The 13494-nt window shown below is 66.9% G+C and carries 4 protein-coding genes and 2 pseudogenes; 5 read left to right on the top strand and 1 reads right to left on the bottom strand.

Annotation, left to right across the window (positions count from 1 at the left end; all coding sequences use genetic code 11):
- Positions 1 to 36 precede the first annotated feature (36 nt).
- Positions 37 to 8811 carry a hypothetical protein gene (locus ABD366_RS35895; protein ID WP_324766536.1) on the bottom strand — a complete coding sequence of 2925 codons (8775 nt, stop codon included), beginning with the start codon at positions 8809 to 8811 and terminating at the stop codon, positions 37 to 39.
- Between the two features lie 704 nt (positions 8812 to 9515).
- Here ABD366_RS35895 and ABD366_RS35890 point away from each other — a divergent pair.
- The 5 genes and pseudogenes from ABD366_RS35890 to ABD366_RS35870 form a co-directional block, all read left to right on the top strand.
- A pseudogene (locus ABD366_RS35890) lies at positions 9516 to 10236 on the top strand (IS256 family transposase); the annotation flags it as partial.
- Between the two features lie 122 nt (positions 10237 to 10358).
- Positions 10359 to 10505, top strand: a complete 147-nt coding sequence (locus ABD366_RS35885) for a hypothetical protein (RefSeq protein WP_324766537.1) — start codon at positions 10359 to 10361, stop codon at positions 10503 to 10505.
- Positions 10506 to 10784: 279 nt separating this feature from the next.
- Entirely contained in the window at positions 10785 to 11030 is a 246-nt protein-coding gene (locus ABD366_RS35880) for a helicase associated domain-containing protein (protein ID WP_324766538.1), read from the top strand.
- A gap of 109 nt (positions 11031 to 11139) precedes the next feature.
- A pseudogene (locus ABD366_RS35875) lies at positions 11140 to 12044 on the top strand (IS3 family transposase); the annotation flags it as partial.
- Positions 12045 to 12091: 47 nt separating this feature from the next.
- On the top strand, positions 12092 to 13489 hold the full coding sequence (locus tag ABD366_RS35870; protein ID WP_324766539.1) for an IS30 family transposase: 1398 nt from the start codon (positions 12092 to 12094) through the stop codon (positions 13487 to 13489).
- Positions 13490 to 13494 lie beyond the last annotated feature (5 nt).

Genomic DNA, 13494 nt, shown 5'->3' with positions numbered 1-13494 from the left:
AAATCCTTCGAAGAGCTGGTGCGAACTACGGAAACGCTAACTACGCGGCCCTACGACAAGGCTCCTGTTGGTCCAGCCCAGGAGAGCCGGCACGGCCGGACTCAGCGGATTGCCGAGGGCCAGCGAGCGGAAGACGACGGGCGGCTCGGTGGCGGGGGCGTCGCTCAGTATCTGTCCCATGCTTGTCACGTCCAAGGAGACGAACGAGCCGTCACTGGGAGGTTGTGTCTGGGTGCGTTGTTCGGATGCATACCAGGTTGACTTGCCCCGATTGTGGATCACCTCGAATATGCGGGGCATGCGTCCCTCGGGTACATGCTGCTCGACGACGAGCGAGCGTGCGCCCGAGCCGGCCGCCGCCAGCCGCTGCTCAAGGCTTTTGACTGTGCGCTTCACGTCTCTTGGCCACATACGAGCAGCCCCTGCCATGCGCGCCAGCTCCGGGGCGGCAGTCGTCTGCGCGAACTGGTGCCCGGATGCAAAAGGCGATATTTCTCGAAGCCTGGCCGGATCTCCCACGTCGTAACCCATGTCGGTGCGCTCGCCGGAGCTCATGGGCGGTGGCACCGATACCGGGCCGCCGATGGTCATGTTCCGGGTTGCGGATCGCGCGTCGCCGACACCGTTTCTGTTCACACCCCCACCCGGATGGAAAGTGAAAAAGGTAACGGCCTCCTCGCCGCTGTAGTACACCGTCAGCACGGTCGCTTCGAGAATCCGCGATGGGCTCATCGTGATTTTCCCATTGGGGGCGTGCACCGTGACGCCCAGGATATTTGCCAACTGTTGAGCCATGCTGTGCTCACGGCTGAGGCCGGACTCGCAGATCACAAGCACGACGTGGGGATCACGAACATCACGACGCATGCGCGAGTAATGCGGATTGGCCATGATGATACGAGCGAGGCCAGAAGAATCCAGGATCGTTTTCTTGAATGACCCACCGGACTTGCGGTACGCCTTGACCAAGTCGTATTCCCCGTGCATGGTGACGTAAAATGCTTCGCTCCCCGACCACGGCAAGGGCAGACTCCGCGGAACCAGCTGCATGCGCGGATACGACGCGTACACCTGTTGCCTGGGATCGTAACTCGCCCAGTGTCCTTCTCTCATGGACCAGTCATCGTTGTCATGGAGGCTTACGCCAATCACTCGATCACCCTGATTGACGATCGGGCGCGCCAAGATCTTCGGAATGTCGCGATCGGTGATATTGCTCACCTTGATGCCGCTCGGTGGTCCAAAAGCCCCGGGCTGCACTGGTGATCCAACGTTGGGCGTGTCTACTGTCGGCGTATCCGACCTACGGGTGAAAAAATTGCGCAGTCCCCGTATGCCAGAGCTGTCGGTAGCGGGATTGACCCCGGACTCCGTGAGTAGCTCCCTCCAAGTGTTCCACGAAGGATCGCCATCCATCCGGTGCGCTCCGAAGGAATTCAGATCGGCCAGGAGCGCACGGAGCGTTGCGGATTCCACCGGACGGGACGGCCCGGCGACCCGGCCGCTCTTCGTGCCGACGGAGGGTGCCACCCCGTTGGATGGCGCGGGCGAGTCATATGAGGCCAGAACGGCCTGCAGGCGTATGTATTCCGGGTCGGTCGCCTGCAATTGCCGCAGTCGGCCTCGAAGGATGTCTTGGTGCAGTCCTCGGACATGCGTGTTCTGCGTGAGCGCCATTTGCACGACGGGATGCGAGCTCCATGCGGCGTCACCAGGACGGTGACGGCGTGCCGGCCCGGAGCTGGTCGAGGGCTGTGATCCCTCCCTCACGGTCAGGTTTCCGAGACGTCGCCCGAGCTCGGCCATGTCGTCCCTCGCCCCCCGGGTTACGCTCGCGGCGGCATGTTGCCTGGCTCCTGCGGCCGCCACGTGGGTCAGGCGTGCGTTCAGCTCCCGGGGGTCGTGCCCCATTTCGCGCACGGTCCGGACAGCGGTGCCAAGTTCGGTTGTGCGGTCCCTGACTGCCGCACGCGCCTTGCCCCAGCTCGCGAAGGCAGGCGTGCTCTGGTTCGCCTCTCTTCGAAGCCTCACTTCTTCATCCAAAGCAGCCAGGTAGCCCTGCTGTGCGGACCAGTACAGTGCCCACACCTCAATTCTCGTGGCGGGCAGGCCGGAGTGAGGCGGCCGGTACGGCGCCAGAGCGAGCCCTTGGGGATCGCGAGCCAATTGCGAGGACCATGCGGCCGTCGGCACCCGAAGGGCTTTCAAGAGGTCGTACGCGCTCGCGGGAACATCGTCCTCAGGCAGGGGAGGAACGAGCCCGAGCGCGATCTCGTCCGGGAAAAGACCGTCCACTGCGACACTCCTGAGCTCAGCTTCACTCAGGTATGGAATGTGTCGATACCGGCTCCAGCCGTCCACGTAAGTGAAGCCGAACTGTGCCGCTCGTTCCCAGAGTGCGACCGACTTCAAGATTTCGTGAACCGTATGGTGCCCGCCCGCAAGGATGGAGCCCGTCAGTCCCAGAATCACCTCGGGAAAGTTGAACCGATATCCCGTGTAGTTCTGGAACTGATACATGGTCTCGAGTATGAGGAGCATGCTTCCTGAAGAACCGGAGGTGACCAGCCCTCCAGTATGATCACCGTTCAGGTGCAGATCGGATTTCAGCTGCATCGACACATTGTCTTTTGCGAAGGTCCACGCGACGAACCACTTTCCCTCGCTCTGCACGCCAGCGACGTCGAATTCACGCTGGCTGATTGGAGGGTAGATTCCGCTCAGTGGAACATGGCGAAGCGATGCCTCCGCTCTTACGCGATGAAGCCGTTCTTTCTGGAGCCATGGCCAATCGGAATATCCGTCGACATGTACATGGTCGCGCAACACAGCGTCGGAGACGGCTCCGAAGAGCATGGCGGAGAGCTCTCTTAAATTCCCTTCCCTTACCACCTCTTGCAGCACTTTCACGTCATTGAGAACATTGCCGCTGGCTGGAATTGTATCCGTTGGGTCGATGCCCAATTGTGTCATTTCCGTCGGGTTGTTGCGTTCAAGGAAATTCCACAAGGCGCGCACCATGTGACGGACGGCTTCCGTCGCCTGTGGCCTGCCCATGAGGTACTGGCCGAGCCGCACGTCGAATGCCTCCGCGGCCTCCGAGTAGCGGATGAGCCGCAAGTCCTTGGGGGAAGCCGCCTCCCACAGCTCATCCGAGATTTGGCTGCGCAACGCCTCCACGACCCCCCAGAGAGGGCTTCGATCATCCTTGGAGCCTCGCCAGACAGCGAGTTCCACCAACAACTGCCGTCGTGTGGTGTCGTCATGGCGATCTCGCTGAAGTGCGCGAACCGCGGCGTCGATCTGGCGCAGGCCCTGCGACCGTATTTTGGTCATTCCGAGGCCAGTGGCCTGGAACCAGTCCGCCACCCGGTCCCCTCGCCCGGTGAAGCCTGACTGGCCGGTGGGTGACGCGTAGGTCGGATTGGTCGAGGGATCGACAAGCGCGTGCGCGGTGGACGACGAGGCGCGGAAAGGAACGAGTGCCTCGGACGCCACACGGCCGGTCGGACCGATGATGACCGCCCGCGCCTGAAGCAGCGGGCTCGCGGGGTGACCGTCCAGGAGTCTCACACCTGAAGGCGAGCCATGCGGAGCAGAGGCCCGCACGTCCTCGACGACTTCGACCCACACCGGTCCGGCATCGTCCTGTTCGTAGCGAGGGTAATAGCCCACCCACACGTGCCCCTGCCGACCGGGCCGCAGCCGGCCACCGGACGAGGCACTGCCGAGCGGTGTACGGACCATGACCAGCGCCATACTGCCCGGCCCCATTCCCTCTTCCACCAGTGCGGCCTCCACGGCCTCCCAGTCACCCACCGGAGTCCATGCGGCACCAGGAGCGAGATGCTGCGCCGTACGGTCGGTACTCCCTGAGCCGCCGGCGTCGTCCGCGGTCCTTGCCGCCCCCGCACCCATTGCCCCGGGTACTCCGTGGGCAGCCGGGAACAGTTCGTCGCGCAGCGCTTCGGCCACGACGACACACCACTGCTCGTTCTCTGGCGCACGCTCACCGGCGAACGCTCGAAGCCGTTGAAGAGCCGACTGCCGAGCCCGGACGGCCGCATGCTCGATCCCCTGCCGAGTGAGAACTCGATTCTTTCCGCTCGCGTCAGGGGCCGCTGTGGTGTCGCCGGCCGGCCGCTCCGCCTCGTTCGGCAGGTGCGTCGTAGCTGTGACCATGCGCTGGTGCCACAGGCTCGACGGGCGGGCGGTCGCGTCCGTATGCGGCCGGCCCAGCTCAATGCCCACTGTCTCCAGTGCCTGCCAGAGGTCCGCGCCCAGGGCGAGCGCAGGAAATTTCTGTGCCCTTTTCTCCAGGCCCCGCAAAGCGGCCGAAGGATTGAGCACGCTGCCATCCGCGGCGAGGTCCAGCGTCCGCAGCACAACAGTCTCGTCACCCTGGGGCGCCGGCACCTCGTTTCCGCTCCGCCGGTCGTACCAGCGCACTTGATCGCGGAGACTGACCGCGTAAAGCTCCAGTCCCCCTCCGGTCCCGGGGATCGCGGTCAGTACGAGTGAGCGGGTGCCAGGCCCACCCGCGAGCAGCTGCTCTTCCAAGCCGGACACGACGGTCGAGAGCGCGCCGGGCCGGACCGTGAGAGCCAGTCCTGTCGGCTCGCGGTCCGCCTGGGTCGACGGGGCGACATCCACGCCGGAATTCGGCACCGCCGCTTCGGCGACCGCCGAAGAGGCACTCCGCTCGGTGCCGGTCCGGCCTCCGGCGTGCAGGTACGGGAGAAGCACTTCGTGGATCTGGTGCAGGTGCTCGGACGTGAGGAACAGATCTTTGGACAGGCTGAGCCCGTTCATGGGGCCCATCACGCTCGACAGGCCGTCGGACATCTCCTGATTGCCCGGGCCGTCGGGGCTGTACAGCGACTGGGGCGCGGGCACGTCATCTTGGACTCCAAGACCGTGCAGGAACTCGTGGACGTACGCGGCTGGGTGCACACCGGTGAACCACTCATCCTGGACCATGTCCCGCTCGGCGGGCGGCAGACCGTCGCGTACCGTCACCGAGCCGTGAGCCTCTTCGACATCGTGCGTGAACTCGACGGCGACAGACAGACGGGGACCGGGCGTCGCTGCTGACCCTGTCACCAGGTCGGGCTGAAGCAGGGGCAGCCGGTAGCCGGGCCGGTTCACGACCTGCTCCAGCGTCCGCGCGAAGGCCCCGCGCACCGAGCTCAGTTCAGCTGCCGAGACGGCGTCCTCGGGCTGAAGGTGAAGACGCCGCGTCACCCGCAGGACACCCGGCTCGCCGGTGCTCCTGCGATGCCACGTCCAGTCGTAACCGACCTCGGCCCGCTTTCCGGAACCGGACGGTCGGGTGATGAACGGGCGTGTCTTGCTCTCGTCGCGAGCGGTCACGAAGGCGTCGGGTCCCAGGCCCTCTCCCTCCCTCCCTCGGCCGCCGAACGGCGTCCAGCGGTCGGTACGCACCTGGCCGGAGCCCCACACCGGACCAAGAGCAGGCGTGAAGAGCGGTGCGGGGACAAGTTCGTCGAAAGCCGTATCCGCCGCCGCGTCACCGGGCATCAGGCTGTCGTGCCAGCTCGGATGGACGGGCGCGGAGGATTCGGCGGGGGCCTGTCGGTCTCCGGCCTCCCAGCGCAGCCCCCCGCTCGCCGGGTCCCACACGCCCGTGGCGCCCCGCGCCGCGTCGTACACACTGACGGGGGTGGTGCCGGGTTCCGATCCGAGCTCATACCGATACCGGGACACGCCGTACCGCTGCTGCCGGTCACGTGAGGTGGAGACGAACCGGGAGTCCGGGTTGTCGCTGAGCCAGTCGCGGAGGGAGACGGTTCGGCTCTCGCTGTCCGGTGGGAAGCCCCGGGGCAGGGTCGTCTCGGGATCAGCGGCCGAGAAGCGCCACAGCCTCCGGCCTGTGGTGCTCGCCACCGTGACCGTCGTTTCGGCGTGGTGGCCGGGCCGATAGTCGACCGAGAGAGCCACGTCGATTGCGCTGGTCCTCTCCTGGCCGGCCAGGTGCCGAGCGACGTCACCGAAGCCGCCGGGTCCACCGGCGGCTTCGGTGACGCGTACGACGGCTCCGTCCGCCGATGGGTCGGCCGTGGGCTCGGCGTCCCCGGCGGGCCGGTCGGCTGCGGCCATGGCCGTGCCGGAGCGAGCAGGGTCCGTGGCCGGCAGGACGGGCCCTCGCGAGGCGTGGTCCGTGTCACCGTCCGGCCGGGCTGTGGCGTCGTCGGTGGTGGGGGGTTGGTGCGTGTTGTCGGGGATGGCGTCGCGGTGGGTGGGCGGGACGGTCTGCAAGGGGGTCTGGCGGGCGGTGGTGATGTGTTCCAGTGAGGTGTTCTCGTGGCGGTGTTCGTGGTGGAGCCGGGTGGCGATGTCGTGTTCGGCGCGCGCCCAGATCTCGTTGTAGCGGGGGAGTGTCTGGTCGCGGAACTGCCCGCCCAGCCGTTCCACGGCCCGGTAGGTCGTTCCCGGTACGGACAGTGACCGCAGATCACGCTCGCCACCGACCCCGGACAAGGAAGTGTCCGGCCGCATGGAAGCCTCTCCGCCCGTTGTAGGGCCCTGTGACAGAGACGCATACGGTCCCGAACGCTCGGTCACCAGAGGCGTCGGCACTTGCAGATCACCGGGCACGACGCCATCGTCGAGCTCGGCCGCCACGGCCTCGTCACCGGTCCGACCGGGTACGTCGCCTCCGGCCGTGAAACGCCCGTGGCCGGCCTCCACGCCACGCGCATCCCGCGCCATCTCGTCACGCCGCACGTTCGCCTCGGGCAGGCGTTGACCACCTGACGAGGTTCGATCCTGCTGCGAGCCCTGGCCAGCCTGAACCAGCGCGCCGGCCTGCGCCTGCGCCGCCGTGAACTGAGCAACCCGCTCATTCCGCGTGACCATCGCAGTGTCCGGGGCGCCGCCCGAGCTCCTCCCAGAGCCGACAGACATATCTCCATCGAAGGCGGGCCCCGCACCGTCATCGCTACGGCCAGCAGTGGTCGGTATCCCCTCACCACGCTGGACGAAGGCACTAGGGTCATGCACCGGACCGGCTCCTGGGGCCGGGGCACCCGTGGATGTGGGCAGGGGCCTCGGCACCGTCGAGCCCGGCACCCCCGCACGGTCCGAACCCGATCCGACGGCCCCGGCGCCCTCCGTTCCGGAATCCGGGCCGAAGCCTCCGCCAGGAGCCCGGTTCACCGGGTCAAAGGCACCGGTGACCTCCCCGGACGTCTCGGCCGGGACCGTTCCGTCGCGGAAGCGTGCGGTCGCAGGCGGCTCACCGCCAACTGATAGGACCGGGCCGGCCGGGTCCATCCGGGCAAGCGCCGGGAGGTCGGCTCCCCCGGAGCCTTCAGCAGGTGTCCCGGAGAAAGCACCCCCAGACCGGATGGCGAACCGGTACGGCACTGCCGGGTCGCTGAGCCGCGCCCCATGACCGGGCACGGTGTTGACCGGGCCGTCCACGGAGAGGGCCGGCTTCGGCGGCAGCCCGAGCTTCTCGCGAAGGCCCGCGCCCAGGCTCAGCGCGTTGCGTGTCAGCAGATGTCCCAGCACACCGGCGCCGGCACCCGCCACGCCCGTCTCCCAGGAGGTCGTGAAACGGCCGGTGGTGAAGAGGTTGTAGATGCCTTCGGAGAAGTTCTGGTGCGCCGTGTTGGCGATCGCATCACCCGTATATCCGCTGAATTTGCGGCCCCAGTCGGTCGACAGGACATCCGCGACACCCTGCGAGAGCGCCCTCCTCAGCCCCCCACCCGGCCCCTGGGGCAGGCCGTCCAGGGCTTGGAACAGCGTCTCGGCGAGATCCTTCTTCCCGAACCGGGACACGAATCCCTCGGCCCATCGCTGCCCCAGCGCACGCGCGGCATCCGCGCCCATCACCACACCGAGATCCCGGGCGAAGAGATCAGCCGCCGTGGTCCTGAACGCCTCCCGCGCCGACGGGCCGGCCTCCCCCATCTCGAACCGCCGCGCCATACCTGCCGCGGTCTCCCCCAGGTCTCGGCCGAACCCGCCCAGCTGACCGCCACCGTCCCGGGCCGCCACCGTGCCGCCCAGGTCCTCGGCCCCGTCCCGGCCCACCGGTAACGCGGCACCACCCACCAGTTTCTCGATGGTCCCGACGACGTCCCGGCCCACCCCCTTCGCCAACAAGCCCGCCAGAGCCGAGCCGGCATACGGCACGAACACCATGAACGCACCCTGTACGGCTCCGAAGGCAACCGCCTGCTTCACGTACTGATCACCGTCAGCCGTGTACTTGCCCTCATTCGCCAGCGACCACCGCACAAACACATCCATCGCCGCGCCGAGGCCTACGTTCAACGCCTCGAACATCGCGAGCTGGGCCAGCAGCCGGAGCAGAAAACTCCGCAGGATCAACTGATAGAGAGCCCGGAGGAAGGACTGCTCGACGAGCGCCGCGACCGGGTTGAAGACCGCCAGGACCAGCGTCATCGCCCACTCGACCAAGAACTGCACGACCTGCGCGATGATCATGCGGTTCGTGTAATCGATCTGATAACCCGTCTCGCGCGCGTAATTGGCGATTCTCGCTGATGTATCCCTCAGGTTTTTGACATAGTCAGCGCCCGCCCCGGTACCGAACGTGGCCATCGCACCGGCATAGGCATCGCCCCATTTACCGCTGACCGTTCCCGACACCGACTTCGTGATGTCCGCGACCACCTCCTGGAACTCGTCCAGAGACCTCACCAGAGCGGCATGCGGAACCTCCACCTCATGGTGCATCCGCGAAGCGCTGCCCCGTGGAACGTGCATGCCGGTGAGCATCACGACGATGCCATCGAGGAAGGGATTCACCGCCATGCGATCACCGGAGTTCCCCGGTGCCGGGCGCGCGGGAGCCGGACCGCAGGACACATCCTCAGCGGACCGGAACTCTCACCAGTTGATGACATCAATGACTCCATCACGGCACACGGCACCTCCTTTCCGCGGCCCTTCCGTCACCGTAGACCCGCCGGTCGCAACAGTGCGCTGTCAAAGGGGGGCTGACAGTCCGAGTGGGAACCGTCGCACCACGGCATGGTTGACATCGGGCGCGCCCAGAGCATGTACCAGCAGACTGGATGCGGTCTGACACCGGACTCGAATGGTCCTCCGCGGTGACACCGAGTCCGGTACCACCACGCGTCGATGCCCACGCCACGCCGTCGGTGGCCGTCGGTCAGAGCGACGGTGGACGGGGCCGGCTCGACGCTCAGTAACGCGGGGGGCTTGGAGGAGGTCGGGATGCTATGGAGTGCGACACGCAGGCCGTGTCCAAGAAGTTGTCGCCGCCGGGGCAGCACATCGCGCTCCCTGTACCACTCCCGCAGGGGGCTCTCGTTCACCGGAGTCAGGTACTGCGCATCGGATTTCGCCGCGTTCGACATCGCCGAGGAAGCACAGCATTCCCTCGCCTGGCACGTGCTTTCGACCGCCCCCGACCAGCACGGGATCCGCTGTTCACCGCCACTGCCCGCTGTGATGCTCTGCGCCACTACCGGTAGTCCTTAGATTTTTAGGAATGCGGCGAGCTGGTTGCGGAACTGACCGCGTTCAAGGAACGGCCGTTAAATCACACCGTCTTCTCCTACGTTTTTCTGGACGCCGCCTACTGCAAGGCCAGGGTCAACCACCGGGTCGCCTCGCAGGCCGTGGTCATCGCGACCGGAATCTCCACCACCGGTTATCGCGAGATCCTCGGCCTGATGGTCGGCGACAGCGACTCGCAACCGTGCTGGACGGCGCTCCTGCGCTCGCTGCGTGCCCGCGGCCTGGACAACGTCCAGTTGCTGATCTCCGACGGTCACAGTGGGCTGGTGGCCGAGATCCGCTCCGTTTTCCTCGGTGCGGCCTGGCGACGCTGCCGTATCCACTTCGTGCGTGACGTCTTCTCGGTGATCGAGAAGTGTTCTGGGAAGAGGGGCACAGCCACCATCCGCACCATCTTCGCGCAGCCCACCGCCGCGCGTCCGCATTCAGCTGAACGTGGTCGCCGACATGCTCGGACGGCAGTTCGCGCAGGGCAAGAAGATGCTGTTGGACGCAGCTCCGGACATCACGGCGTTCGCGGACTTCCCCGCGGTCCACTGGAAGAAGATCTGATCGACCAACCCGCTGGGGCGGCTCAACCGGGAGATCAAACGCAGGGCCGACGTCGTCCAGGTTTTCCCCAACCCCGCCGCACTGGACCGGCTCGCCGCCGCGGTCCTGGCCGAACTTCACGACGAATGGCAGGTCTTCGAGGGGACGTGACCCGCGCCGACAAGTGGGTCAGCAGGAGTCGAAGATCCGTCGTATGGTTCCGCTTCGTTTCCGCTCCAAGGAGCGGAAAAGCGTCGACGGCCCAGTGGCACGTCGGAGAGATCATGGGCGAAGCGCACATGCAGCTCGACGTCCCCGCTGCGTTGGTAGGCGAAGCCCTGCGGCGGTCCGCGATCACGAACGGGGGACTCGCCTCCGAGGCCGCAGAGGAGTTCTTCGCTCGCGTCGCGCCACGGGAGCCGGAAGTCTGAGCGCGTGCACTGACCTGCCCCGTCTCGCAGATCCGTGGCAGCCGGTTGCCTCCCTGCGGCGGATTGCGGCGGCAGCGGGACGGCTCACGGGCGGCGGCCGTCTGCCGGTGGCGGCCGGAGATGTCGTCGTCCGGGCGAAGACCTCGGACGCTGGGTGACCGCGCAGCGGCACGACTTCGACCAGCTGGCTGCTGCGCAGCAGTGGCTGCTGGAGAACGCGTTGGGGCTCGAGGCGGATTCGCTGCCCGAGCAGCCGGTGAAACGGACGCAAGACCACATGTGCGCCCTCAACCTCGCCGCCCCCGCCAGTTCCACGCCCGCGAAGAACATCTCAACGTCCCCCGTAAACCCGTCGAAGCCCTCCCCGTCGACCTCGCTGGACCCGCCGCCACCGGACGCGACATCACCCCCGAGGACACGGTCCTGGTCGACCTCGGCATGTGGACCGCGAACGTACGCCGCCGCGCCGACAAGCTCACCGCAGAGCGACGCATCGCCCTCGATCAACTCGGCATGCGCTGGTGAGAACAGGACCGCCTTCGTACATGCTGTGGGTGCGCAGCCCTTGGGGCCTTGGCCCCTGATCTTGGACACACGAGACACTGGATCTTGAGGATCTGAGAACGGACATCTCGTGGTCATGAAGCACTACCCCGCCGAGTTCAAGGCGGACGCGGTCGCGCTGTACCAGTCGCGGCCCGGAGCGACGATCAGGCAGGTCGCCGCTGATCTGGGTGTCAACCCGGAAACGCTGCGGAACTGGGTACGGGCTGCCGGGGCAAGCCGGCCGCGGGGCCGCCGGGCGGAGATCCCCGCCGAGTCGCCCACTGCGCTGGAGGCGGAGAATGCGGCCCTGCGCAAGAAGGTCCGCGAGCTGGAAGAGGAACGCGAGATTCTGCGCAAGGCGGCGAAGTATTTCGCCGGGGAGACTCGCTGGTGAACCGCTTCCAGTGCGTCGCCGACCACCAGCGCCGCTTCGGCGTGAAGCGGCTGTGCACCATCCTCAACGTTGCCCGCTCGAGTTTCTACTACTGGCGCCGTACCGCAGGCGCGAGGGCGGCCCGGCAGACGGACGACGCCAAGCTCGCCGCCCGGATACGTGCGGTTCACCGTGACTCGGACGGCACCTACGGCGTCCCCAGGATCACCGCCGAACTGCGTGATGCCGGCGAGGTGGTCAACCACAAGAGGGTCGCCCGGATCATGCGCCAGGTCGGGCTGGCCGGCCTGCGACTGCGCAGGAAGCACCGCACCACCATTTCGGATCCGGCCGCCGCGAAGGCCGCCGACCTCATCGGCCGCGACTTCACTGCCGCGGCCGTGAACACGAAGTACGTCGGTGACATCACCTATCTCCCGCTGGCCGGCGGGAAGTTCCTGTATCTGGCCACGGTCATCGACCTCTCCTCCCGGCGCCTGGCTGGCTGGACGATCGCCGACCACATGCGCTCCGACCTCGTCGTCGACGCCCTGGCCGCCGCCGAGCGGTGCCGCGGCAGCCTCGCCGGCGCCGTCATGCACACCGATCACGGCGTCCAGGACGGATTCAACTGATCGTCGCAACACCTTGATCGGGAGGTGGGGCGATGGGTGCTGTGGAGCGGCACAAGCAGGTCCGTGCGTATCGGGGGTTGATGCCGTCGCCGGGCAGGCCGTCGGTGGCCTGGCGTGAGGACAGGGTCAGGTTCAGGACGGCGATCGCTCGGGGTGCCAAGACCGAGGTTGCGTGCTGTGCTGCCGGGGTGTCCGGGCCGGTGGGGTTCCGCTGGTTCCGGCACGCTGGCGGCGTGAATCCGTGTCTTGCTGATGAGGTGTCCGGGCGTTATCTGTCGTTTCCAGAACGGGAGGACATCGCTGTCTGGCAGGCCCAGGGCGTCGGAGTCCGCGAGATCGCCCGCAGGCTCGGACGGGCGCCGTCGACGGTCTCTCGTGAAGTGCGGCGCAATGCCTCCACCCGGACCTACACGCTGGACTACCGGGCCTCGACCGCGCAGTGGCACGCTGAACGCCGGGCCCGGCGCCCGAAGACAGCCAAGCTCGTGGACAATCCGAGGCTGCGAGCCTATGTCCAGGCCCGTCTGTCGGGGGACGTCACCGACGCCGGAGGCAACCGTGTCGGCCCCGAGGGCCCGGCCTGGAAGGGGCGCAACAAACCGCACCGCGGGGACAGAGGCTGGGTGACAGCATGGAGCCCGGAGCAGATCGCGCGACGCCTGCCGGTCGAGTTCCCCGACGACGAGGACATGCGCATCAGCCACGAGGCGATCTACCAGGCGCTCTACGTCGAGGGACGTGGTGCGCTGAAACGCGAGCTGGTGGCCTGCCTGCGCACCGGACGGGCGCTGCGGGTTCCCCGGGCACGCAGCCGGCAGAAGGCGTGGGCCCACGTCACCGACAAAGTCCTCCTCAGCGAGCGTCCCGCGGAGGCCGAGGACCGCGCTGTTCCCGGGCATTGGGAGGGCGACCTCATCATCGGGCTGAAACGCTCGGCGATCGGAACCCTCGTCGAGCGCACCACCAGGTTCACCATGCTGGTCCACCTGCCGCGCGAGGAGGGTTACGGCGTGATCCCGCGCACCAAGAACGGCCCTGCTCTGGCCGGATACGGCGCCGTTACGATGAAGGACGCCCTGGCCAGGACGATGACCACGCTGCCTGAGCAGCTCCTGCGGTCTCTCACCTGGGACCGTGGCAAGGAGCTGTCCGCGCACGCCCTCTTCACGGTCGAGACCGGCATCCCTGTCTACTTCGCCGACCCTCACAGCCCCTGGCAACGCGGGACCAACGAGAACACCAACGGCCTGCTGCGTCAGTACTTTCCCAAGGGCACCGACTTGTCCCGCTGGAACAGCGACGAACTCCAGGCTGTCGCGGCGGTCTTCAACAACCGGCCCCGGAAAACCCTCGGGTGGCAAACCCCGGCTGAAGTGTTCACCAAGCAGCTACGATCGCTCCCACCAGCCAGTGTTGCGACGACCGATTGAATCCG

Origin of the sequence: Streptomyces kunmingensis (genome assembly GCF_039533535.1) — a bacterium.
Taxonomy (GTDB): Bacteria; Actinomycetota; Actinomycetes; order Streptomycetales; family Streptomycetaceae; genus Streptomyces; species Streptomyces kunmingensis.
Note: the sequence above shows the minus strand (reverse complement) of the source record. Positions and strands in the feature narration are given on the sequence as shown.